This is a genomic window from Pseudomonas kurunegalensis (assembly GCF_030291635.1).
Taxonomy (GTDB): Bacteria; Pseudomonadota; Gammaproteobacteria; order Pseudomonadales; family Pseudomonadaceae; genus Aquipseudomonas; species Aquipseudomonas monteilii.
In genome coordinates, this window is record NZ_CP127871.1 from 3,768,935 (window position 1) to 3,791,294 (window position 22,360).

Below are 22,360 nucleotides of genomic sequence, written 5' to 3' on the forward strand. Positions count from 1 at the left end.
TTTGGAAATTACGGACTTCGGCTGAACTAACGCGGAAAAATTCCTATCAGACCTTGGGAAGCAACCTACTCTTGATGAGACCTTAACCCAAGGAGTAACTGGTTATGCGAGTTCCGTCTCTTCTGGCCCTGGCGGCCGCTGGGGCCCTGTTGCTGCCGATGGCGGCGAACGCTGGCAACTTCCCACCAGGCAAGGAAGCTGGCTACATGGCCCAGTGCACGCAAGTGGCCAAGGGCCAAGGCGTTGACGCTGCCACCGCAAAAAAACACTGCGACTGCGGCGCTCAGGCCATCAAAAAGAATTTCACCGACGCGGAGATTGCCGACCTGGACAGCAACGACGGGGTGGACGCCAAGCTGATGCAGAAGGCCCAGACGGTCGTTCAGCAGGCGTGCAAGCCGAAGAGCTGAAACCTTAAAGCCAGGATCAGCCAGCCATTCTTTGAGCTGGATCAATATCCTGCGAAGGTAAAAGGCGCTAGATGCGCAGAATTAGACTATGATGTGTCCCGTGCTCCGTAGCCTCGGCCGCATTGCACCACTGAAAAAACTAAATGTTCTGGAGATTCACCCATGTCCAATCGCCAACAAGGCACCGTCAAATGGTTCAATGATGAGAAAGGCTACGGCTTCATCACCCCAGCAGGCGGCGGCGACGACCTGTTCGTTCACTTCAAAGCCATCGAATCTGACGGCTTCAAGAGCCTGAAAGAAGGCCAGACTGTTTCCTTCGTCGCCGAGCGCGGCCAGAAGGGCATGCAGGCTGCACAGGTTCGTCCGGAGTAATTCGGATAGCTGTAAAAAAACCCGCCCTTGTGGCGGGTTTTTTTATGGGTGTTGCACCCGCCTCTACAGCCCTTGCATCAACCGCAGTTAACGCGGGTGACCTTGCCCTGCTCGTCCACATTCAGGTTCAGGCGCTCGGAGCGGTACTCCAGGGTGACCACATCGTGCGGCTTGAGAATGCGTGCCATCTGCGAGCCACTGGCCTTGCGTGCCTGCTCCAGCAGCTCTGCACTGCCCTGCTTGCCAATGGCGAAGTCGGCGCCGCTGGCTTCGCAGCGGCCATCGTTACCGGCCGCCGCCACGGGCGCCTTGCCGCCATCAGAACTACCGCCAGTGCTGCAACCAGCCAAGACAGCAGCCACCGCCAGGGTTGCCAACAGTGCACGGGTACGGAACATGAAGCCTCCTAAATCGATCTGGGAACTGTCTGTTCCGACAGCTCCACCAAGAATTCGTTGCAAAACCGCGCAAGTCTGCCTGAACCGGGCGCCCTGAGCGAAAGGCAATCGTGACCGAATTTTACCAGTCAGCCGACGAGGCGCTTGGTTTGCGCTGCAAAGTCATGATTTACTTTAGGAAGTGAAGGCACAGTGCCTCCCCGAATACCAGGATCCGGTATTCGCCCCTCCGCCCCGGGCCCAAGCGAGAGCCTTTCATGAGCAGCCACAGCATCGATGCCGATATCAAGGTCAAATGGGCCGAAGGCCAAAGCGCGTACAGCCCTGGCACGCCGGAAGAGTTGCTGCTGATCGCTATCGACCTGCTGGTGCGCGACAACGGCGCCGAGGCAGCGCGCAGCTTCATCGACCAGGTGTTCGAGCGCTACGCGCCGCACGCGGCTATTCCAATCGCGCCAAACGGGCGCTAAGCAGGTCGAACAGGCCTTGGGCATCGCCCTGCTCCACCCACATCACATTGGCGGGCTGCTTCAGCACACCGTACCAGTCGGCAACGGTCTGGCCGAAGGTCGGGCCTTCGCGACTGTCGATGCTCATGTGGATGCGCCGGCCGCTGAACAACTCGGGTTTTAGCAAGTAGGCGATGACGCTGGCGTCATGCACCGGGCCACCGGGCATGCCGTACAGGTCCATGTCGTGGGTGATGTAGGCGTTGAGGATATCCACCACCCGTTTACTGGCCTGATTGTTCACGGCGGCCAGTTGCTTGAGGCGAGCGTCGCTGGTCAGCAGCTTGTGGGTGACGTCCAGCGGCAGGTAGGTGAGTTGTACACCACTGGCCAGCACCACCTGGGCCGCATGCGGGTCGGCGTAGAGGTTGAATTCCGCTGCCGGGGTGATGTTGCCGCCGTTGAAATGGGCGCCGCCCATGACTACCACTTCCTTGATGCCTTTGGCGATTTCCGGGCGCTGGACCAGTGCCAGGGCCAGGTTGGTCTGTGGGCCCAGCATGGCCACGGTGATGCTGTGCGGTTTGGCGGCGCCGAGGGTGTCGACCAGATATTGCACGGCGTTGCCTTGGGCCAGGGGCTTCTTCGGTTCGTGTACGGGGACGCCGGTCAGGCCTTCTTCACCGTGGACGTCGGCGGCGTAGATGGGCGTGCGTACCAGCGGGCGGGCGGCACCGGCGTAGACGGGGATGTCTTCACGGCCGGCCCATTCACGGGCCAGGCGGGCGTTGCGCGAGGTTTTGTCCAGGCGCACGTTGCCGGCCACGGTGGTGATGGCGCGGATGTTGAGTTCGTCGGGCGAGGCCATGGCCAGGAACAGCGCGACCACGTCGTCGGCGCCGGGGTCGGTGTCGATGATCAGGTCGATCGGGGCAGCCTGGAGGGTGGTGGCGGTGGCCATGAGGGCGAGTCCTTGTAGCAGCGGCTTGAGCATGGGGTGGCACTCCTGTTGCCTGAGTAGTGATTTCCGGGGCTGCTTTGCAGCCCAATCGCCGGCAAGCCAGCTCCCACAGGTACAGCGCCGCCCTCAAGGCTGATGACATCCCTGGACTGCCCCCAAGAAGTTGGACACCAATCCAATTTCTTGGGGTGTCCACATGAGCAAGTATTCAGACCAATTCAAGCTTACTGCCGTTCAGGCTTACTTGGAGAGTGGTGAAGGCTTCCGAACAGTAGCCCGCCGATTTTCCGTGGATTTCAGCCTGCTGCGGCGCTGGGTCTCAAGCTTCCAGAAACATGGACAGTTCAGTCTGCGCAAAATAGGCCAGCGGTACAGTGCGACCTACAAGTGCTCAGTCCTTGAGTACATGCACAAGCATCAGCTTTCCTTGCGTCAGACCGCCGCCCATTTCGGTCTCGGCCAGTCCTCGCAGGTAGGCATTTGGGCGCGGCAACACTACAGTGGTGACCCTGCACTGCCTGCTCCCAAGAAAAGAAAACCTGCTGCCATGCCGAAAAAGCCTTATCCCATCAAACCTACGACTTCCGATGACACAGAGAAAAGCCGCGACCAGTTGCTGGCCGAGCTTGAGTGGCTGCGCATGGAGAACGCCTACCTAAAAAAGCTGGAAGAACTGAAGAAGCAGGAACGAAGGCAGCCCAAAAAGCCCTGATCGTCTCGGCGCTCAAGGACCGGTTTCCCTTGGCCGCCGTTCTACAGTTGGCGGATCTGCCACGCAGTACGTTTTATTACCAGCTTCAAGCGCAGGCCAAACCTGACAAGCATGCTGCTCTGAAGCAGATGATTCAGCGTGTCTATCACGAGGAAAAAGGGCTATACGGTTACCGGCGCGTTGCAATCGTGATCCGCAATGGCGGCACCTTGGTTAACAAGAAGGTGGTGGAGCGTTTGATGGTCGAGCTTGATCTTCGCTCACTAGTACGGCCAAAAAAGTACCGGTCGTACAAGGGGGTTGTCGGCACCATCGCGCCCAACCTGCTGGAGCGAAACTTCCTCGCGCAGCGCCCGAATCAGAAGTGGGTGACCGATGTTACCGAGTTCAAAGTGGCTCAGGAAAAGATCTATCTCTCCCCTGTGATGGACTTGTACAACGCCGAAATCGTGGCCTACGAAGTGGCCAGCAGGCCGTGCCTTGGGCTGGTTACCAACATGCTGGACAAGGCCTTCGAGCGCCTGGGAAACAAGCCGAAACTGGTGCTTCACTCAGATCAAGGCTGGCACTACCAACACTCGCAGTACCGCCACAAGCTGGCAGAGCAAGGGCTGAAGCAGAGCATGTCACGCAAAGGAAACTGCCTGGATAATGCGGCTATGGAGAGCTTTTTTGGTACGCTTAAGTCCGAGTTTTTCTACCCGAAGCGCTTCGAGAGCGTTGAAGAACTGAAAGCTGGTCTGGATGAGTACATCCACTACTACAACCATGACCGCATCAAGCTAAAGCTCAATGGCATGAGCCCTGTGAAATACAGGACCCATGCTGCGGCTGCTAGCTGAAACTGTCCAACTTTTCGGGGGCAGTCCATCCCTGTGGGAGCTGGCTTGCCGGCGATCGGGGGCAAAGCCCCCGCCTTCAAAAGGTAACGCCGGAGATCAGGGCGATGTTGCTGTAGGGCTGGCACTCCCCCGTACGCACCACGGCGCGGGCACTGCGCGACAGCACCTTGAAATCTTCATGGCTCAGCCATTCCCGCTTGCCCAGTTTGCCTTTCAACCGCTCGATCTCGACCAGCGCCGGTGGCACCACTTTCTGCATTTCTTCGGCCAGTACATGCCGCTCTACCTGCAGTTCGCTCAGCACCGCCCGCAAGACACTGGCGAAATCCGGCAGGCCTGGCGTAACGGCCAGGTCGATCAGTTCCACACCTGGCGGTACCGGCAGCCCGGCATCGCCGATCACCAGAATGTCGCCATGCCCCATGCCCGCAATGGTCCGCGACAGGGCAATGTTCAGCAGCGGGGTTTTCTTCATGGCGTAAGCTCCGCCAGATAGGGAATCGATGGCTGTGCACCAGCGCGGGTAACCGATAATGCCGCCGCACGCTGGCCAAAGGCGATGGCCTCGCCCTCCCCCATGCCCCGCACCAGACCGGCGGCGAAACCACCGATGAAGGTGTCGCCAGCGGCAGTGGTATCCAGCGGCTGCACCACAGGCGCCGGGAAATGCTGGTGGCCCTGTTCAGTCACCAGCAAGGCCCCTTGAGCCCCCAGGGTGATGATCACTTTACCTGCCCCCATTTGCCGCAAGCGTTCGCCTGCGCGCCGGGCACTGTCCTGGTCGGTTACCGGCATGCCGGTCAGGGTTTCAGCCTCGCTTTCGTTAGGTGTGAGGTAATCGATGCGGGCGAACCACTCCGCCGGCAAGGGGCCGGTGGCGGGCGCCGGGTTAAGGATGACCTGCTTGCCCAGCTCACGCGCCCTGGCCAAGGTCCAGGCCACGGTGTCCACCGGCACCTCAAGCTGGCAGATGACCACTTCGGCCGCTTGCAACAGTGCATCGAAGCGCTGTACCGACTGTGGCGTCAGCAGGCCGTTGCCACCGGGGATGATGACGATGCAGTTCTGGCTGGCGGCATCCACGGTAATCAGCGCCACACCACTGGATACGCCAGGGCAGGTACTGACACCCTGGCAGTCGATACCCTCTACATACAAGGCGCGGTGCAACTGCCGGCCATAGTCATCGTCACCCACATTGCCGATCATGGCCACGCTACCGCCCAGCCGCGCCACGGCCACAGCCTGGTTGGCGCCCTTGCCGCCCGGCACGGTAAAAAAGCTCTCGCCGGGAAGGGTCTCGCCGGCCCGGGGCAAGCGCTGGGCGCGGGCCACCAGGTCCATATTCAGGCTACCCACCACCACGACCTTGGCACTCATGACATTTCCTTAGCGTTAGCGGTAATCGTTGAACAGGTCCGGGCGCGGCCCGGTGGACTCACGCAGCACAATGCGGGGTGCAACGATGCGTTGCTCTGCCGCACCTTGCCGAGGTGCAGCAATGCGCGCCAGCAACAGCGACGCGGCGTTTTCGCCCAGCTCACGGATGGACTGGCCCACGGTGGTCAGCGGCGGGTACACATAGCGGCTGAGTTCAATATCGTCGAAGCCGATCACCGACAGCTCACCGGGTACATTGATATTGCGCTCGGCGGCAGCACGCAGCACACCAAAACCGATCATGTCGTTGCCGGCAAAAATCGCCGTGGGCCGCTTGCCTTCCAGTACCTGCGCCGCCGCTGCGTGCCCGCCGGGGCTGGTGAAGTCGCAATGCAGCACACGATTGCCCTGCACCTGTGCCCCGGCCTCGGCCATAGCCCGACGGAAGCCGCTCAGGCGCAGCTGGGTAACCCCGGTTTCGGCGGGGCCGCCGATGTAGGCGATATCGCGATGCCCCAGCTCCAGCAAATGCTGGGTAGCCAGGTAGGCGCCCTGCTCGTGGTCGATGCGCACTAGGTCGGCATCGACGCCTTCCAGCTCGCGGTCGACGATCACCATTGGCGTGCGCACGCTGGCCAGGCTTTGCAGCAGGTCACTGTCCTGGCCAACCGACGCCACCACCAGGCCGTCGATGCGTTTTTCCAGCAGCACGCGCAGATAACTGCGTTGCTTCTGCGGGTTGTCGTCGGAGTTACACAGGATCACGCAGTAGCCGTTGCGCTCGCAGGCGTCTTCGATACCCCGTGCCAGCTCGGCGAAGTACGGGTTGACGCTGTTGGGCACCAGCAGGCCGATGGTGGCCGTGCTGCGCGCCTTGAGCGAACGCGCCACGGCGCTGGGCACGTAGTCCAGTTCGAGGATGGCGGCTTCGACCTTCTGCCGCACGTGTTCGCTGACGGGTCGGGTCTTGTTCAGCACATGGGACACGGTGGTGTAGGAAATGCCCGCCAGTGCCGCGACGTCTTTGATGGTTGCCATGTTGTCAGTTCCGCCGGCCTGCACGCCGGCTACGGTAGGTGTCGAGCACCACGGCGATGACGATCACCGCCCCGGTGATGATGCGTTTGGTCGGTTCGCTGGCACCGATCTGCGCCAGCCCGGCGGCCAGCACCGAAATGATCAGTACGCCAAAGAAGGTGCTGATGACCGAGCCGCGCCCGCCCATCAGGCTGGTGCCGCCGATGACCACGGCTGCGATCACCTGCAGCTCCAGGCCTGAGCCGGCATTGGGGTCGGCCGCCTCCAGTCGAGAAATCTGGAACAGGGCGGCCAGGCCGGCGAGCAGGCCCATCAGGGCGAACACCAGCACCTTGTACGGGCGCGGGTCGATACCGGCCAGGCGCACGGCCTCTTCGTTGGTGCCGATACCGATCAGGTAGCGGCCGAACACGGTGCGGGTCAGCACCAGCTGGGCTAGCACGATGACCAGCAAGGCAATGATGAACGCCGGCGAAATGCCAAAGGCGACCGGGTTGGAGAACCAGGCGTAGGCATCGCCGATATAGGCGGTGCGCGAGTCGGTGAACTGGTAGGCCAGGCCACGGGCCATCTCCAGCACGCCAAGCGAGACGATGAACGACGGAATGCGCCAGGCTACGGTGACGCCACCGGTGATGCTGCCGGCCAGCGCGGCCACGGCCATGCCCAGTAGCGCCGAGGGCAAAACGCCCCAACCCCAGCCAAGAATCGCCACGCTCACCGTGGAAGCCGCCAGCGCCAGCACCGAGCCCACCGACAGGTCGATGCCGCCGATGATCAGCACGAAGGTCATGCCCACCGCCAGTACCATCAGGTCGGGAATCTGGTTGGCCAGGGTGCTGAAGGTGTTATACGACCAGAAGTGGCTGCTGAGGAACGAGAACAGCACGATCATCGCCAGCAAGGCGCCGGCCAGGCCCAGGTAGGTGCCCAGGCCAAAATAGGTGCCACTGCGGCGCACGGGGGCGGCGCCTTGGCTATCGAGCGGGGTGGTTTTCATGCATCCATCCTGGGGGCTGCGTCGTGCAGCAGTGCGTCACGTTTCTGATAACCGGCAAAGGCGGCGGCCAACAGCTGGTCCTGGCTCCAATGATCGCGGTCGAAGGTGTCGATCAGGCGACCGGCAGACAGCACGGCGATGCGGTCGCAAATCAGCATCAGCTCGCGCAGGTCGCTGGACACCACCACAAGCGCCTTGCCCTGGCACGCCAGTTCGGCCAGCAGGCCGTAGATGTCGAATTTGGCGCCGACGTCGATGCCACGGGTGGGCTCGTCGAACAGCAGCACCTGGCAGTCGCGCTCCAGCCAGCGGCCGATCACCACTTTCTGCTGGTTGCCGCCCGACAGCTCGCCCACCACTTGCTGCGCGCCGGCACTGCGAATGCGCATGGCCTGGATCTGGCGCTCGGCCAGGGCCTTTTCTGCCTCGCCATCGAGTATGCCGGCCCGCGATACCGCGCCCAGGTTGCCCAAGGCGATATTGGCGCTGATCGACTGTGTCAGCAGCAGGCCTTCGCCTTTGCGGTCTTCCGTAATCAGCGCGATACCCGCCCGCACAGCCGCCTTGGGCGAATCGATGTTAACGGCCTGGGGTGGCTGGCCAAGTGCAATACTGCCGCTGTCGGCACGGTCGGCGCCGTAGATCAGCCTTAGCAATTCGGTTCGTCCGGCGCCAATCAGGCCGGAGATACCGAAGATCTCCCCTGCCCTGACTTCGAACGATACGTCGCGCACCTTGTCGGCGCGGCTGAGCTTGTCGACCTTGAGCAAGGGCGCGCCAATCTGCCTGCGGCCCAGGTCGATATGCTCGCCCAGCTCACGGCCGACCATCAGGTTGACCAGCTCGGCACTGCTGTAGCGCTGTATCGGCTCGTCACACACCAGCTTGCCGTCGCGCAGCACGACGATGCGCTGGGCCACCCGCTGCAGCTCTTCGAGGCGGTGGGAGATGTAGACGATGGCCACGCCACGTTCACGCAGACGCTCGATCTGGGTGAACAGCAGCTCCACCTCGCGGGCGGTGAGCATGGCGGTGGGTTCGTCGAAAATCAGCACACGGCAGTCGCCGATCAGATTGCGGGCGATCTCGACCATCTGCTGATGGCCGATGCCCAGCTCACCGACCGGCGTGTCCGGGTCGATGGCATCGAGCCCGACCTGCGCCATGGCGGCCGTGGCCAGCTGGCGCAGGCGCTTTTGGCTGATCCAGCCGAAACGGCTGGGCAGGTTATCGAGGAACAGGTTTTCCGCCACGGTCAGCGTGGGCAGCAGGTTGAGCTCCTGCATGACCATACGCACACCCAGGCGCTCGGCCTCGCTGCGGCTGCCAGGCGCGTAGGCCTGACCGCGGTAGGTCATGTGCCCGGTGGTCGGGGTTTCCAGGCCGCTGATGAGTTTGGACAGGGTGCTCTTGCCCGCACCGTTTTCACCGGTCAGGGCCAGCACTTCGCCGGCCCGCAGGTTCAGGCTGACCTCGCCGAGCACAGGCTGGGCGTAGGTCTTGCCCAGCCCGTTGGCGGCGAGTACCACTTCGTTGGCCGATGCAGGCATGGCCGTTTCTCCTGCCAGCAATCAGGGCTTGGTGATGAGTTGGACCGGGGTCTGGATGACGTTGTCGGCATCCACGTCCGGCTTCTCGCCCTTGACCATCTTCAGCGCCGCCTGAATGCCGTACACCGCCTGCTGGCTGGCCGCCTGATCGAGGGTGGCGAGCACGCGGCCATCCTTGAGCATGGGTTTGATGGCGTTGATGTTGTCGTAGCCCACCACTTGCACTTGGCCAGTCTTGCCGGCAGCGCGCACGGCCGACACTGCGCCCAGGGCCATGCTGTCGTTGCCGGCCAGCAGGGCTTTCAGGTCGGGGTATTCGTTGAGCATGGAGGCAGCGACGGCATTGCCCTTGTCGATCTCCCAGTTGCCGCTTTGCACCGAGACGATCTTCATCTGTGCGGCGTCCATGGCGTCCTTGAAGCCGGCGGTGCGCTGCTGGGCATTGGTGGTGGTCGGCACGCCTTCGATGATGCCGACCTGGTCACCGGCCTTGAGTTTCTCGTTGGCCAGGTAGTCGCCGACCAGGCGCGCGCCCTTGCGGTTGTCGGGGCCAACGAAGGGCACGCTGATGCCTTTGCTCTTGAGCAGTTCAGGATCCAGGCGGTTGTCGATATTGATCACCACCACGCCCTGGTCCATGGCCTTCTTCACTGCCAAGACCAGTGCCTTGGAATCCGCCGGGGCGATCACCAGCGCCTTGGCGCCGGCGTTGACCATTTGCTCGACGATGCGGATCTGCTCGCCGGTATCGGTCTCGTTCTTGATGCCGTTGGCGATCAGGTCGAATTCGTTGGCATGCGCTTTCTGGTAGTCCTTGGCGCCGTCTTCCATCGTGCGGAAGAATTCGTTGGCCAGTGACTTCATCACCAGGGCGACCTTGGGCTTGTCTTCGGCGTGGGCGGCGGAAAACGGCAGGGCGAGGGACAGGGTGGAAACGACAGCGAGGGCCAGCAGACGGCCGGGGAACGGCAGTTTCATGGACGATGACTCCGAATCTTGTGTTTTTTATCGGATCGCAAACGTTTGCGTTGCCTAACTATGGAAACAAGACCGGGGTTTGTCAAATCCGTTTGGCGTTCGGTGGCCTGAGCACTGCTGGTGCCGATTATCCAGAATTTTTCCGGAAAACCGAACACCTTTTCCTACGCCCGTTCGGATTTTCGAATGGAATACTGCCCCCTGTCGCGGCTCAAGGCCGCGCCTGCACGCGTTTGCACAAGCTGGTATGAAACATGCCTCAAACCTTGTGCGACATACAAAAAATCTCATTAGGAAGAGAGAGAACAATAACGATGAATGCTGCACTTAAAACCTTCGCCCCCAGCGCCCTAGCCCTGCTGCTGATCTTGCCCGCCACCGCCTCGGCCAAAGAAGCCGAAACCCGGCAGAAACTGGCCAACGTGGTCATCCTCGCCACTGGCGGCACCATTGCCGGCGCTGGCGCCAGCGCCGCCAACAGCGCCACCTACCAGGCCGCCAAGCTGGGCGTCGACAAGCTGATTGCCGGCGTGCCTGAATTGGCCGACCTGGCCAACGTACGCGGCGAGCAAGTGATGCAGATTGCATCCGAGAGCATCACCGATATTCACAGGTTTATCAGTAAAGGACGGACATCGCTCTAGCCCTTCTGCCACAAGGGCTCCAAAAGAAAATGGCAATGTCCGTACCCCTACCGCACGGCCGCCCCTGCCAGCATCCATACCTCACTACGTCTCCAACCTGGCTGCCCGACTTGAGATCAATTCCCCCTCTACCCAGGGAAAGACACCCTCTCCTTGCATCATAAAATCTCAGGCCTAGAGCGCCTCAACCTCGCAAGAACCTGACGGCCCTTCCGATCAACTTAAGTCCATAGTGCGTAACAATCAGGAAAGCAATTACCGCCACCATTGCCGCCACCAGCCCAATCAACTTGGACCACTGCTCATCCAAACTAAATCCAGCAAGCTTCACTAGGGGTTGTACCAACTCTGGCGAGAGTGCCGCTGACGCAATGATGCCGAAAATTAGGGTGATGCGCCGAGTGAACGCCTCAGATGCGATTTTCTCATCCAATTCCAAGGACTTCTTAATCGCCTCTACTTTCTTATGAAAAATTTTGCTCATCATTGAGAGGTGAGTCCCCTGCTTAACCTCTTCGATGTAGTCAGCAATTTCCCCATATTTGTATAACGAGTACAATGACTCTTCAAAGCTCAACACCTGAAGCTCTATCCGAGTCACATCCGTTGATTTTATGCAATCGTCCAGCGCCGAAGAAGCATACGCATAGAACACTATCATGTAATGCGCCACTTCATTTAGGATTTGCGCATCTGAAATCAAGTTATCAAAGGTGTAGCCGTCACTCCGATCTATAAAACTCGAAACCTGGGATGAAGACAAAATCAACGACACCGGCTCTGAGTAGAAGTGATTGAAATCGTTGAAACACCTTAGATCTTTTAGCTGTATAGATTGTTCGTACGAAGCCCCAGATAGGCCGGCTCGGACCATGACGCTGTTCACGAAAGACTTATGAGCAGACCAGTTTTCTTCAGCTCCGCCCTTCTGCCCTGTATGGCCAAGGATTCCAATCAACGGCTTCCCATACCAGTATCTACCAACCGGAGGATCTGACTTACGGACATCACGCCAATTTACTTCCGATTTCACTTTTCTACTGGCAAGTGAGCGAGCCACCATTGACAGTACATTTCTTGCGACATCAGTCAAGGTTATCTGATCTGTATGCACAAGCTCATAAAGAGCTAACTCCTCCTCCAGAAAGTCAATAGTCGTAGGCGACTCCAGAGAGGAATCCATCATTTTCATGAATGTTTCTTTTTGAGCCATCCTCTCGGAGAATGACATCTGAGATATTTGACACTCGACTGATGCTTTATGTAATGCCTTGTCGCAGAGAACTGACTCCAAGTTCCGCAGCGATTTGTTAACCTCCTGAAAAACAACCTCACCCGAAGTCAGATCTTCAAAGCCGAAGACCCCCTCCAACACGATAGTGATAACACCTCCACTCGAAATCTTTAGATGTGGAAGAAGCAACTCATACTCTTCATCTCCCTCGGCCTGAATTGCCATAGGCCGAAGATAAACCCGCGCACTGTCGCTTGGATAACCAAACATCCCATTGAATAGCTTCCGCTCTGAAAGCAGCAAATTTAACGCCTTCAGGAAAGAATAACTAACTGAGTCTTTATCCTGATTATTCAAAAAATTTTGATGACCTGAAATGGTCATTCCAGTCCCTTGAATATTGCTTTTTATGGTTAATGCCTGAACCCTAACGCAAGCATTGTCTTTAAAATAAACCTGCCCTTTGTTATCAAGAGCAAAGGCGAAAGCATCGGATTGAACAAGGATTTTGCACGCCTCAGCAAGACTGAATGAGCAGTCAAGCCTAGAGGAATATAGGAATTTAGAGCACCCCGAATAAAACTCCTGCTCGTCATGGTCGACTTTGCAGGCTTCTGATTCGTAGGTTTCTGGAATCTCCATATATCCTTTTCCTTATATTAAACCATCAAGATTACATCGCAGAAGCATTAGTGCATCACCGCTAGCCACGACGCCGCGCATAATCTGCCAGCCGTTGATAGTCCGCAGTCTCAGCGAGAGCCACTTGCGCTGTAGCGATTTCCTCCAGACAAGGCTGGAGATCAGGAGATGGCCAACCTTGGTTGTCCACCGCTGCCGCCAGAAGCCTGAGCGCTTCTTGCGGGAACCTTGTACAAAGCCCAGATTTGAGCAACTGCTGGACTGAGTAGTGCATATGTTCACTAGGTACGAGCCAGTCGTAAATAGCTGCGAGCGCGGAGGGGAATTCGGTTCCCGCCGCGATAGACATCCTAAAGAGTGACTCTGCAATGGCCGGCGTCACTAGCTCTCGCGACTTTGGCCAAACATCTCTCCAGAAAGGCAGGATTCGATTTTGCCAATATTCTTCTCTCTGCTCCCCTGCACTTTCTAAAGCCTGAGACATTGCCCTGGCTGACTCTTGTAACGCCTGTAAAGGAAGCGCGACGAAAGCCTGACGAAATTCATCTGCGCTATAGCCTTCCAAAGGGCCTAATGCAGCGTAGGTGAAAAAGGCTGCGAATTGCTGACCATGCTCTCCTAGGCTCTCATAGCGACGCGCTGTCTCGAGGAAATCAGCCTTAAATGCCAAGAGTAGAGGGCGGTACAACCGCGGTGACCATAGGAAACCTTCCCATGCCCTTCTAGCTTCAATGGCGTTGATCGCCCAGTTGAAATGAGGAAGCAGATACTCTTTTGTCCAAGCCTGATCTACCCTGAACAGAGCAATGAGCCTCGATGCCAAAAGCACCCTGCCGTGACGATACCTTTCGATCCGAGAGTCACATAGCTCTGTAAAAGACCGGCGAATCTCGTCGGAGAGAAGATCATTATCACTGAGGGGATTTTTTTGCCAAATATTAAGCAGCGCTTGGGTGATATGTCCGATGGGATGATTGATGGCTTCAGTGACCGGTTCGTCAAGTGGCTGGCCATTACTAGTCATGCCAGTATCAGCATTGAGAGGAAGGCTCATCACTCTCTGGCAGATTCTTAAAAAGACAGTATGATCAGTAAGATTTGACTTTGATACGGCATCAAGCCAACGCGTGAGGCTATGAATAACTTGAGAAATGACCTCATCCGGCATTGCTTCGACCCATGGAGCAACATAACGCCATGATTTTCGAGCAATCTTTGATTCACTCCAAGCTTGGAATGCCTCTCGCCACCGATCTATAAGCCACTGGCCCTCCTGCGCAAGCTCTCCCATTGCAGACAAACTATTGAGTATATGCTTCTGGCAAACGTCCCTCCAGGTATCCTCATCAAAATACCCTTGGTCAGTTGGAGGGCTTCTAAGCCATTCAACAAGCGCTGCTTTCTTATGAGGTGCAATTCTGATTACTCGGTTTTCTTGGTAGTCAGGATCCCCCGTTCCACTCATCCAGTGGGAAAATTCATCACTCTCATTTTCCGCCAGACGAAGGTAGGGGTAGCCAGCAGATAGCTCATCAAGTCGCTGCCGAGCTTGCCCCCCGAGAATAAGCCCACTTAATTGAAGCTTCGCAAGGGCTCTCCATACCGAGTGATCTACAAGCTGCTGAAATCGCTCATCTGTAATATCATCAACAAAACTGTCTCGCGGCGGGCCTAACAATAGTGCCGCTTCCAAATTAACTTGGGATGATGCATGCAGATGACGACCTTGCAGAACTAGTAGTCGCAAAACCTCTCGGCGCGTAGATATCTCCCATAACCACTTACCATTATCGACCAGCAACCATCCGGCCCACTCGTCTGCTGCAATAGTGCCTTCCTGGCTAGCAGCGAAGAAAGCCAAGCGTTTGAAAGTAGGATACGGCATTTCAAACCATCGCCGCGCCGCGTTAACCGCAGCCACGTTATTCACTATCTTAAGAGCGAGCCACGAATCTCGCAATAATTCAATGAGCACGACCCATTCACGGAAACCTCGGTTTTGCCAATGAGGGGTTATAGATGGAAGATCCCAGTACGATCGATCCTCATCCGCGTCCGTATCCGCCAGCTCCTGTAAGAGGTCTAGGGCATCACGCAGGAGAAACTGGAAATCGTCAAAAAGGAGTGGCAATGCGGCCATCCATTGTTCATGCGATGATTCAAATAGCGTAGATCTTACATAATCACAACTCAATACCAATTCCCAATTAACGAGATGGCGAAGGCGGATTGGTGAAGGGACAATTTCTTCTCCCAATCGATAAGGTTTTGAGATGGAAACTACGGGTGACAATAGCTCTCGTAGCTGTAGACGCAGGCTGGCGGTTAGACCATCTCGCTTGAGTCGGTCGGCCCAGCTAAAAAGGTTCAGTTCTCGCCAAGGCGACTTGATTCTTTCGGCTAAAAACAGTGCCCATAGCTTTCGCATGAGAGGCCCTGGCACACCCTTGGGAGAGCTTTTCCGAATCTCTTCTAGCTCAGTCGTTTTCCCTTCGCTCTCCAGCTTTGCTGTTAATCCCAGGCGCTCCTCGATGAGAAATTCGAGCCGTTCATGGACATTTCCGCCACGCGTCGAGAGCCAAAGCAGAAGCTCAGGATCATCGAGATGCCTCACGATCCAACGGGCTATCTGGAACATCACATCATCCCAGTAGCCAGTCCGCCCCCCGACAAGCCCCATTGGAGCAGCTAACTGATAAGGCGTTGGTCTTTGAACAAGGCTGAAGCTGAGCTTAGGATCGGCCTCAGCATGAGGGGGAACCCCAAAGCGGCCCAGATCAGAGTGGCAATAGCGTGAATCAGTGAATGCGTCTAGTAACCAGTCCAAGGAGGGTGCGGGACTAAATTCCGCAAACCGACGAGCAGGAAAACCTGATTTGTCGGAGAGAGCCCAAAGCATTCGCCCCACAAAATCATCTTGCCGGGTACTAGCCGAGGGGCGGGATAGAGCATGAGTAGTCACGATGCGTTCTTTGCCAGTCGTGCCATCTCTGTAAGTTTCTGACCAAGCTTTCAAGGTTTGATGCAGACCTCTATGCGAGTTCGCGCCTGGCAGAGTCTGGTAGAGGATCGGAGTGACCCCTTTAGCCTTCCATTCCGCCGTTTTCAGGCTTTCCTCACCCGGTTTACAGGACCCGAACGCCCATGCTTGCGGAGTCATCTCACCGAGCATCCTATCAGCAGCCAGTGCGTCCATCATGTAGCGCAAAACCGGATCGCTCACGCTGTATCCGACGAAGCAAACCACGTAATTACGGAATAGCTCACTTACAAATCGGGCAGCCCAACGCTCTGTCAGGTAAGCAAGGCCGAAGTCTCCACTTGTGATGACGAGGCGATTGAGTTCAGAGGGGCTGATGACTTTGGGCAGCAATCCGTGAAGGTACACCACCCCATCCCAGCGGCTGTTTTTAGGAAGCGGGAGCATGGGTGCGGAGTATGAACTGAACTGCTGCTTTGTACGTCGAGCAGCTGCGTCGAATACTCGATCAAAATTGGTGGTCACCAGGCGGAGCGCACCACCGCGACTACGACCCAGACTCAGCAGCGCGGCATGTGTATCCGTTGCCCCTTTGAGTCGAAGGTTTGGCTTAAGAGCCCGAACCAACGCTTCTCGTACGGCGCCCCGCCCATTCGGTAGGCGCCTTTCAAGCAGGTCCAATGTGGCATCGTACTGGTAGCTCTCGAATGCCTTCTTCTCTGCACTATCAAATGTCGTATGTGCTTCTTTATAGATAAGCTCCACCAGACCCTTGAAATCGAGAAGGCCTGCTGGGTATGAGATACCTGCGCCGCAGAAGAAGACCACCTTGCCCTCTTCGTGGGCTTGTAGCAGTTCGTCTGGTATATCTGGACCGTGTGTTACGAATTGCATCCCTGCGCCACCTCGTGCTTGATGGCGACAAGCCATCTCGCATCGCTGTTTAGCACGGGCAGCGCCCTTTTTCCATCAGTAGATCGGGGGGGCAACTCTCTCCATCACCGCAGTGAGATTACGACTTAGCGTCGCCTCCCCTCTCATTGACTGTCTTCCATTTGTGGTGATCCAGGCTCGATACACTGATCGGACCTATGTAGACATCCAGCTGTTGACTCCGCTCCAGCAACGCAAGCTGAAGGTTCAGAACTTGCGATTTCAGTGCATCCCTCTCCGCCCGCAGTACGTCCATATCAAGAAGGATCCTACGGTTCTCATCCCTTGCGCCTTTCAATTGCGACGATAGGGAACGATCAACGTAGGCCGGCAGCTCAGCGACCAGCTGATTATCGATCTCTATCTCATGCACCAGAGAGGGAAATCGAGATCTCTTTAGAGCTGAGGGGTCCTTTCCAGCTTCCCTTGCGATGTTAGCCAAGGTAGCAGGAGCACCGACGGGAATCCGAATCGGCTTGCGCTCCCTGATACGTTGCCAGGCGTCTCGGTAATCTTGTTCTGCGCTGCGTCTCATGATTCAGTCCTGCAAAACCACATTAATCAATCGTTGGGTAAACCGGTGCTGAGCAGAAAGTGACTCCCTCCGAGGTCCATCCACTTTGGCGTCCTCCAACTGGATTTCGATCCAGTCATTAGTCTTCTGGATTTTGGAAAGATTTTGCTTACAAGCGAGACCGGAGACGCACTGATCGCATCCTAATACATAATCAGCACTTCCCAGTTCACAGTGCTCCGAATTGAGACAGATCCCCATGATAGTCTCCTTGATGGAGAACAGACCTTTCTTTGCCATACCTACTAGCTGCTTCAAATTCTTCATCTCCATGAAGCTGGTGACACGCTCTTTATGAAGCGGGCTAATTAATGACACGAAATCTGGCGACTTGAGTTCAACAGCATTCCGAGCCATGGACTCATAGAAGTTACTGACATATTCCTCAGCGACCTTCTGACTAACTGCCAAGTGCGAGCCGTTTCTTCCGTAGTACATACTCATGCTTTGATAGAGATGCTTAAGTTGGTATTGCATGCTCTGAGGTGAGACAAGCCCTGACATGTGAGAGTTGACCATTAGAGTGCGTCGAAACTGGTGAAATGCGAAGCTCCAAGGTTCGCCGACAGCAAATCGCTCGACATCAAGACCTGGATTGATTTTGACTGCCTCGTCAAAATCCTCCTCGGTAATGACTGTACTGCCAAGTGGAAAGAAATTCGGGCATTGCTGTTCGATGGTTGCGGCAGCCATGCCACGCCGAATGCTAGTGGCGTCACTTCCGCTCTCACTATAATGACCGCCCCACGGCTCATATGCTCGCAGGATGAGAAACGGATTTGTTAGCTCCGATTTATCGTGCTTAACCCCACGAGCAACTGCACACTTCATCCTTATTCTGCATACAGAGGCCATGGCTTTCACCACTTTTTCTGTGTCTTGGCATGTTACCCACAAAGCCTCGGGATCCTGAATTGTTTTCGTGGTACGCCCTTTCAGGAAATAAGCAGGACCATCATCCGTGTCCTCAGTAAAAAAACAGTCTGCGCGGAGATTGTTAACCTCTTCTTTCCTCATTGCAGTCAAACTCGCAATGCATGTGGCTCCAACCAACGCAATGGAACCGAAAAATCTCGACAGTACACCAACCTTGAGATCTTCGAATGATTTTCCAGGCCCACACATCCACTTTTTAAGTACTGCATCAACACCATGCCTTGTGGCGGCTTCAGAAAAAGATCCATAGTAAACAGTCCTTCTTACAGTCGTAGAGCGCTGGGAGTATGGACTAAACAACCTTCTTTGATCACCCCACCGCGCAGGGTCACCATTATTGTATAGGTATCCCCCCCAGGCCTCCTCAAAAAGCTGCTCAAATTGATGTGAATGGACGTTGAAATCATTCACAAGCTCCATCGAGCGTTCAAGATGCAGGTTATTTATGCGCTTAGGAATGTAAGGAGTTTGATTTGATTTTAAGTTTTTGAGCGCCACATGCAAATCAGCGATTTGCTTTAAGTTCAAAATCATAAAACCTAAGGTATCACGATGATCATAAATCGTTCTCAACACCTTGACCAGATGATGCACTTTATCAGAGCAAGCAGCGATTAACTTATCAACTAATTCAGGGAATTTATGAACATCAGTTACCGAGACTCCCATATCATTACACACGATGAAAACTTTTTTCAGAGCACCGTAACGAGTAAAGAGAGTACTGGGCTTTATTGATTCAGGGCTGCACCACATCATGAAAGCCATAATACATCTGAAGCGAAACGACTCCTGCTCGCTCGACCAAGACTCAGCCCTAGACGTCGACAGCTGTCCAAAGTTGAACGCGCAAATGCGTCCACACCAGTAAGTCATAGGCCAACGATCATCGCCGAAATGCGCTAAAACTTTACCTTCGGGGTCAATACATACAGGAAAATCATCCGAAGGGGGAAACTGCGGCAATTCATAATTTTTTGCCTTGGTGGGTGGATGTTCCATAACCAATTTCAGTCGCATATTTGTTGCTTTCAATGTAGCACCTCGATCATCCCACGGAAGGAATGGTGAAAGTCCAGCTCGCTTATGCGTAGTCTGGCCTCCACCACCCAGTCATTGCACTGCCCACCTTGCGCCTCGAACTCATTCATTAATGCATTCAGACGATCAACAATTGCTTTCTGGGGTGAGCCTTCTGCTCGTTTATTGAGGGGCAACCTCGCCAACTCTGCATTCTTCAAATAGTGATAACTGGCCATAGACCAGATATAGTCCAACGAGCGAATACCTTGATAATGCTCACAGAAAAGGCAACCCGCCGGGTTGATGCAATCTGGCTTGATTGGCGCAGAATCAGTGACGGCGACGACCTTGATTTCTGATGTGCATCTTCCCTTAGCGACAGAATCTCGAACAGTTTTCTCGTGGGCAAAAAACCCTGAAAACTCTCTCGTAGCAATGCTATGGTTCGGCGCCACATAGCTTCTGAACATAGTGGTAGTTGTATGCTGCGCCATTAAGGCCGAGAGCACTGGATCATGGGTTTCCCTCAACATCCAGTTCACTCGCCTATTTCGTAAAGACCTGAGATTTATGCACTTTTTATCGACAGATGAAAATAGTTTTTTCATTCTTGCCTGACTATAAGCATCTGCGCGCTTTTTGGAATTAGTCTTAATGAATGGAAAAAGATATTCGCACCCATCTGGATACAGCCTTCTTATGAAGGCCAAATACTCATCGAAAATTTCTCGATATTCTTTGTATATAAAAAACTCAACATCACCTTTACGCCTATCTTTGTACGCAGAGACTCTGTAATCTCCTTCCCATGAAGAGTAGCGATAATCCGCCATGGGCAGATCGTAAGCATCACTTGCATTCATTCCCGTCTGCGCGACAAAAAAATTAAACTCCGCATCAATTCGCAGATTGATCAATGGGCTTCGAGTCCTAACAGTTCCGTGCAACCTGTTTTCCTCGCGCCGAGAAGCTTGACCTTTTACATTGTACGGATCTCGTCCTTCGGGACCGAGGAGCTTGTCAGGGGTTTTCATCCTTGCCCAATGCTCAATCACCGCCCCATCTGTAAAGGAGACTTGCAAGGGAAGCTCGCCAAAACATGCCTCATAACTAAGGCTATCAATAACATCGAGTAAATCGGCGCCGTATTGAAATCCTGCATTGATACTACCCGTATCGTTTTTTGCTCTAGCTATCAGCCCACGACGCTTTAGGCTAGTGTAATTAAAAGAGGACTTTAATGAGCGCGGACTCAACTCCAGCATGCTTTCAATAACACGCACCAAGATCCGATCTACAGTATAGGCAGAATACGTACCCTCCTTACGATTATTGATATCGATATCATAGGCTTTGTCGTAGCTGTACTTTTCATAAAGCTCGCAGACATTCCCTACGGTTATATCAACACCCAAGGCGTCATAATGCGAATACAGAACCTTGAACGCAGTAATATCTCGCTTAGTGGTCCATTCACTGTAACCGTTATCCAATCGCCTAACTATATAGCCATGAAGAAGCCGAACCAATTCAAGCCTCGAAGGTTTAAGAGCACCTAACAAGCCCGAGCTGATCTGCTTTTCGACTGTAAAGCCGTGAGCCGCACTACCGCCACAATAGAGCAAAGCTCGAAGACTTGGAGGAGCAGTAAATCTATCTCCCACGCAGTGCTCGAAACCGAGATCGAATTCACCTATTAATTGCATCACCATTTGACTCGCAACTCTTTACTTCGACGAGTAAATTCATTTGACCAAGAGGCTTTTGCCTTGTGGTCTTGAACAAACTTAATGTATTTCATAGTGGTCTGCTCGTGCACATGCAACATGAGTCCCTTAAGTGTTCCGACAACCGACATCAGAGACACACCGGGCCTATCCAAATTATCCAATACAAACTGAGTACCAAAAGTTGCCCGCGACTGGTGAAACTTAAATTCAAGCTTTCGCCCCCGCCTAAGAGATATGAGCCTCAGCTTTGCAATATCAACATTCACCGTATTACTATTATCGCTACCCTTTCGGCAGTAAGATCGTCCATTCTTGTTGAGAAATACAAGCCTCCTATCATCAATACTTGCCTTAGCGACCCTAAGCAGTCGACGCATTGACCCAATATATGAATTCACAAGCTCATAAAGAGGAACCGGAATCGCTACCTGTCCAGTAACGCCGAATTTCGTTGCTACTGGTGCGTACTTCACACCTGGCCCAATGGACAGGTAATATGATTTCCCATCTTCTGCTAGCCTCGCATGTTTGAAGGTGAGCAATTTAAGATCGGAGATCGAGCCAATTCTCATACCAGTATAAAAGCCTAGCGCCAACATGAGATAAATTTCAGGTGACGAACACTCATACGCCAAGTCGAGAACATAACTCTGAGTATCCATATCTAAAGGTATCAATCCGCCCTCGACCGTACTCGCAAGGGAGCCCCCAGATTTAATGCGTAGATCCTTTAACCCGTTTTCGATCGTCCGTTTGAGCCCAGAGAAATTTTCAACCTTTGCGGCCAAAGTTAGATCTTCGAAAAATTCGCTTTTAGAAGTAAAAAAATTCGACTCATGAACCCACGTGTAAAGGTTGATTGCGGCTCGCATACATTTCTTGGCTGTTTTTACTTCAATCTCGCCGCGACGTATACGCCCTGTAAGATCACCGTGATATCGAAATAGAACCCGCTCATCTTTGGCATTGGGGAAATAGAACCATGGCAAATTGACGCGCGCAAGAAAATCCGCAAGATCTCTTAGCCCATACATTGAACTAACAAGTGTAACTTTTTTCTTTCCACCACTAGCAATACTGTGGCGCTGCGATGCTGCCCACAAATTAGCAACATCCCACGCTTTTCCAGCCGAGAGGTAAACTTGCGGAAAGCCATCAATCACGTTCGTGCTTTGATTAGGTACTGGAAATGGGTGCCCTACAAGATCATCTGTAGTAGTCCCGCACACCAAGATCCTTTCTGGAGAGTAATCAATAAACCCAAGTGAAGACATTAGTAGACAACTTGATAGCCAGACAAATAAAAATAAGATCACGAACTCGATAAGTTGTCCAGCTAGTAAAAACAGTGTCACCAGCAAATAATAAATCAATAAGATAAAAAATAGATTTTGTTTAGGTATTCTTAATGCTATTACAAAAAATTACCCACCCCACGAATATTAAGGCGTGCAAAGAAATGTCATCACATCGTGCTTAATGAAAAATAGCATTACAGTTTTAGGCAAACGCTAAATTTCAGCTTCAAAAAAAATTCAAAATGGGGCGAGGATCAGACAAATGGTCCCCAG

The 22,360-nt window shown here is 54.5% G+C and carries 18 protein-coding genes and 1 pseudogene; 5 read left to right on the plus strand and 14 right to left on the minus strand.

Annotation, left to right across the window (positions count from 1 at the left end; genetic code table 11):
* Positions 1 to 104 precede the first annotated feature (104 nt).
* Positions 105 to 410, plus strand: a complete 306-nt coding sequence (locus QQ992_RS17095) for a hypothetical protein (protein ID WP_286110413.1) — start codon at positions 105 to 107, stop codon at positions 408 to 410.
* A gap of 162 nt (positions 411 to 572) precedes the next feature.
* A complete protein-coding gene (locus tag QQ992_RS17100; RefSeq protein ID WP_003250656.1) occupies positions 573 to 785 on the plus strand; it encodes a cold-shock protein in 213 nt (70 codons plus the stop codon).
* A 77-nt stretch (positions 786 to 862) separates the two neighbouring features.
* Here QQ992_RS17100 and QQ992_RS17105 read toward each other — a convergent pair whose 3' ends face one another.
* A complete protein-coding gene (locus QQ992_RS17105) occupies positions 863 to 1,183 on the minus strand; it encodes an I78 family peptidase inhibitor (protein ID WP_286110414.1) in 321 nt (106 codons plus the stop codon).
* Positions 1,184 to 1,440: 257 nt separating this feature from the next.
* Between QQ992_RS17105 and QQ992_RS17110 the strand changes: the two genes are divergently transcribed.
* Positions 1,441 to 1,653, plus strand: coding sequence for a hypothetical protein (locus tag QQ992_RS17110; protein ID WP_105946722.1), 213 nt, complete (start codon positions 1,441 to 1,443; stop codon positions 1,651 to 1,653).
* Here QQ992_RS17110 and QQ992_RS17115 read toward each other — a convergent pair.
* On the minus strand, positions 1,625 to 2,626 hold the full coding sequence (locus QQ992_RS17115; RefSeq protein WP_286110416.1) for a nucleoside hydrolase: 1,002 nt from the start codon (positions 2,624 to 2,626) through the stop codon (positions 1,625 to 1,627). The two genes, QQ992_RS17110 and QQ992_RS17115, sit on opposite strands and share 29 nt — an antisense overlap.
* Before the next feature lie 163 nt (positions 2,627 to 2,789).
* Between QQ992_RS17115 and QQ992_RS17120 the strand changes: the two genes are divergently transcribed.
* Positions 2,790 to 4,147 (plus strand): IS3 family transposase gene (locus QQ992_RS17120; protein WP_286110417.1). Its coding sequence is split into 2 segments (ribosomal slippage): positions 2,790 to 3,258 and positions 3,258 to 4,147, totalling 1,359 coding nucleotides; the frame shifts between segments, so codons are not numbered across the junction.
* Positions 4,148 to 4,223: 76 nt separating this feature from the next.
* On the opposite strand, the gene rbsD is transcribed toward QQ992_RS17120, so the two are convergent.
* Genes rbsD through QQ992_RS17150 form a run of 6 tightly spaced genes read right to left on the minus strand, consistent with a single transcriptional unit; the run spans position 4,224 to position 10,093 of the window.
* Positions 4,224 to 4,622, minus strand: a complete 399-nt coding sequence (gene rbsD, locus QQ992_RS17125; protein WP_286110418.1) for a D-ribose pyranase — start codon at positions 4,620 to 4,622, stop codon at positions 4,224 to 4,226.
* The gene (gene rbsK, locus QQ992_RS17130) at positions 4,619 to 5,527 is read right to left on the minus strand and encodes a ribokinase (RefSeq protein WP_286110420.1); all 909 of its coding nucleotides are present in this window, start codon (positions 5,525 to 5,527) and stop codon (positions 4,619 to 4,621) included. The genes rbsD and rbsK overlap by 4 nt, the downstream gene beginning before the upstream one ends.
* A 15-nt stretch (positions 5,528 to 5,542) precedes the next feature.
* On the minus strand, positions 5,543 to 6,565 hold the full coding sequence (locus tag QQ992_RS17135) for a LacI family DNA-binding transcriptional regulator (protein WP_110740780.1): 1,023 nt from the start codon (positions 6,563 to 6,565) through the stop codon (positions 5,543 to 5,545).
* 4 nt (positions 6,566 to 6,569) lie between these two features.
* Positions 6,570 to 7,565, minus strand: coding sequence for an ABC transporter permease (locus QQ992_RS17140; protein ID WP_119370603.1), 996 nt, complete (start codon positions 7,563 to 7,565; stop codon positions 6,570 to 6,572).
* Positions 7,562 to 9,115: a sugar ABC transporter ATP-binding protein gene (locus QQ992_RS17145; protein ID WP_286110421.1), complete on the minus strand. Its 1,554-nt coding sequence runs from the start codon at positions 9,113 to 9,115 to the stop codon at positions 7,562 to 7,564. The genes QQ992_RS17140 and QQ992_RS17145 overlap by 4 nt, the downstream gene beginning before the upstream one ends.
* A gap of 21 nt (positions 9,116 to 9,136) precedes the next feature.
* Entirely contained in the window at positions 9,137 to 10,093 is a 957-nt protein-coding gene (locus QQ992_RS17150; RefSeq protein ID WP_286110422.1) for a sugar ABC transporter substrate-binding protein, read from the minus strand.
* Positions 10,094 to 10,407: 314 nt separating this feature from the next.
* On the opposite strand from QQ992_RS17150, the pseudogene QQ992_RS17155 reads away from it, so the two are divergent.
* A pseudogene (locus QQ992_RS17155) lies at positions 10,408 to 10,698 on the plus strand (asparaginase domain-containing protein); the annotation flags it as partial.
* Between the two features lie 223 nt (positions 10,699 to 10,921).
* Here the strand turns inward: QQ992_RS17155 and QQ992_RS17160 are convergent.
* The 6 genes from QQ992_RS17160 to QQ992_RS17185 form a co-directional block, all read right to left on the minus strand.
* Positions 10,922 to 12,613 carry a hypothetical protein gene (locus QQ992_RS17160; protein WP_286110423.1) on the minus strand — a complete coding sequence of 564 codons (1,692 nt, stop codon included), beginning with the start codon at positions 12,611 to 12,613 and terminating at the stop codon, positions 10,922 to 10,924.
* A gap of 61 nt (positions 12,614 to 12,674) precedes the next feature.
* Positions 12,675 to 16,487 carry an anti-phage defense-associated sirtuin Dsr1 gene (gene dsr1 / locus QQ992_RS17165; RefSeq protein WP_286110424.1) on the minus strand — a complete coding sequence of 1,271 codons (3,813 nt, stop codon included), beginning with the start codon at positions 16,485 to 16,487 and terminating at the stop codon, positions 12,675 to 12,677.
* A gap of 118 nt (positions 16,488 to 16,605) precedes the next feature.
* A complete protein-coding gene (locus QQ992_RS17170) occupies positions 16,606 to 17,061 on the minus strand; it encodes a hypothetical protein (protein WP_286110425.1) in 456 nt (151 codons plus the stop codon).
* A gap of 3 nt (positions 17,062 to 17,064) precedes the next feature.
* A complete protein-coding gene (locus QQ992_RS17175; RefSeq protein WP_286110426.1) occupies positions 17,065 to 19,056 on the minus strand; it encodes a hypothetical protein in 1,992 nt (663 codons plus the stop codon).
* A gap of 11 nt (positions 19,057 to 19,067) precedes the next feature.
* Positions 19,068 to 20,771: a hypothetical protein gene (locus QQ992_RS17180; RefSeq protein WP_286110427.1), complete on the minus strand. Its 1,704-nt coding sequence runs from the start codon at positions 20,769 to 20,771 to the stop codon at positions 19,068 to 19,070.
* A complete protein-coding gene (locus tag QQ992_RS17185) occupies positions 20,765 to 22,150 on the minus strand; it encodes a site-specific integrase (protein ID WP_286110428.1) in 1,386 nt (461 codons plus the stop codon). The genes QQ992_RS17180 and QQ992_RS17185 overlap by 7 nt, the downstream gene beginning before the upstream one ends.
* Between the last annotated feature and the right edge of the window lie 210 nt (positions 22,151 to 22,360).

What these genes read in the sequence shown, in the direction of transcription:
- QQ992_RS17095 (WP_286110413.1), top strand. Translation starts at nt 105, where the DNA reads ATGCGAGTTCCGTCTCTTCTGGCCCTGGCGGCCGCTGGGGCCCTGTTG.
- QQ992_RS17100 (WP_003250656.1), top strand. Translation starts at nt 573, where the DNA reads ATGTCCAATCGCCAACAAGGCACCGTCAAATGGTTCAATGATGAGAAA.
- QQ992_RS17105 (WP_286110414.1), bottom strand. Translation starts at nt 1,183, where the DNA reads ATGTTCCGTACCCGTGCACTGTTGGCAACCCTGGCGGTGGCTGCTGTC.
- QQ992_RS17110 (WP_105946722.1), top strand. Translation starts at nt 1,441, where the DNA reads ATGAGCAGCCACAGCATCGATGCCGATATCAAGGTCAAATGGGCCGAA.
- QQ992_RS17115 (WP_286110416.1), bottom strand. Translation starts at nt 2,626, where the DNA reads ATGCTCAAGCCGCTGCTACAAGGACTCGCCCTCATGGCCACCGCCACC.
- rbsD (WP_286110418.1), bottom strand. Translation starts at nt 4,622, where the DNA reads ATGAAGAAAACCCCGCTGCTGAACATTGCCCTGTCGCGGACCATTGCG.
- rbsK (WP_286110420.1), bottom strand. Translation starts at nt 5,527, where the DNA reads ATGAGTGCCAAGGTCGTGGTGGTGGGTAGCCTGAATATGGACCTGGTG.
- QQ992_RS17135 (WP_110740780.1), bottom strand. Translation starts at nt 6,565, where the DNA reads ATGGCAACCATCAAAGACGTCGCGGCACTGGCGGGCATTTCCTACACC.
- QQ992_RS17140 (WP_119370603.1), bottom strand. Translation starts at nt 7,565, where the DNA reads ATGAAAACCACCCCGCTCGATAGCCAAGGCGCCGCCCCCGTGCGCCGC.
- QQ992_RS17145 (WP_286110421.1), bottom strand. Translation starts at nt 9,115, where the DNA reads ATGCCTGCATCGGCCAACGAAGTGGTACTCGCCGCCAACGGGCTGGGC.
- QQ992_RS17150 (WP_286110422.1), bottom strand. Translation starts at nt 10,093, where the DNA reads ATGAAACTGCCGTTCCCCGGCCGTCTGCTGGCCCTCGCTGTCGTTTCC.
- QQ992_RS17160 (WP_286110423.1), bottom strand. Translation starts at nt 12,613, where the DNA reads ATGGAGATTCCAGAAACCTACGAATCAGAAGCCTGCAAAGTCGACCAT.
- dsr1 (WP_286110424.1), bottom strand. Translation starts at nt 16,487, where the DNA reads ATGCAATTCGTAACACACGGTCCAGATATACCAGACGAACTGCTACAA.
- QQ992_RS17170 (WP_286110425.1), bottom strand. Translation starts at nt 17,061, where the DNA reads ATGAGACGCAGCGCAGAACAAGATTACCGAGACGCCTGGCAACGTATC.
- QQ992_RS17175 (WP_286110426.1), bottom strand. Translation starts at nt 19,056, where the DNA reads ATGCGACTGAAATTGGTTATGGAACATCCACCCACCAAGGCAAAAAAT.
- QQ992_RS17180 (WP_286110427.1), bottom strand. Translation starts at nt 20,771, where the DNA reads ATGGTGATGCAATTAATAGGTGAATTCGATCTCGGTTTCGAGCACTGC.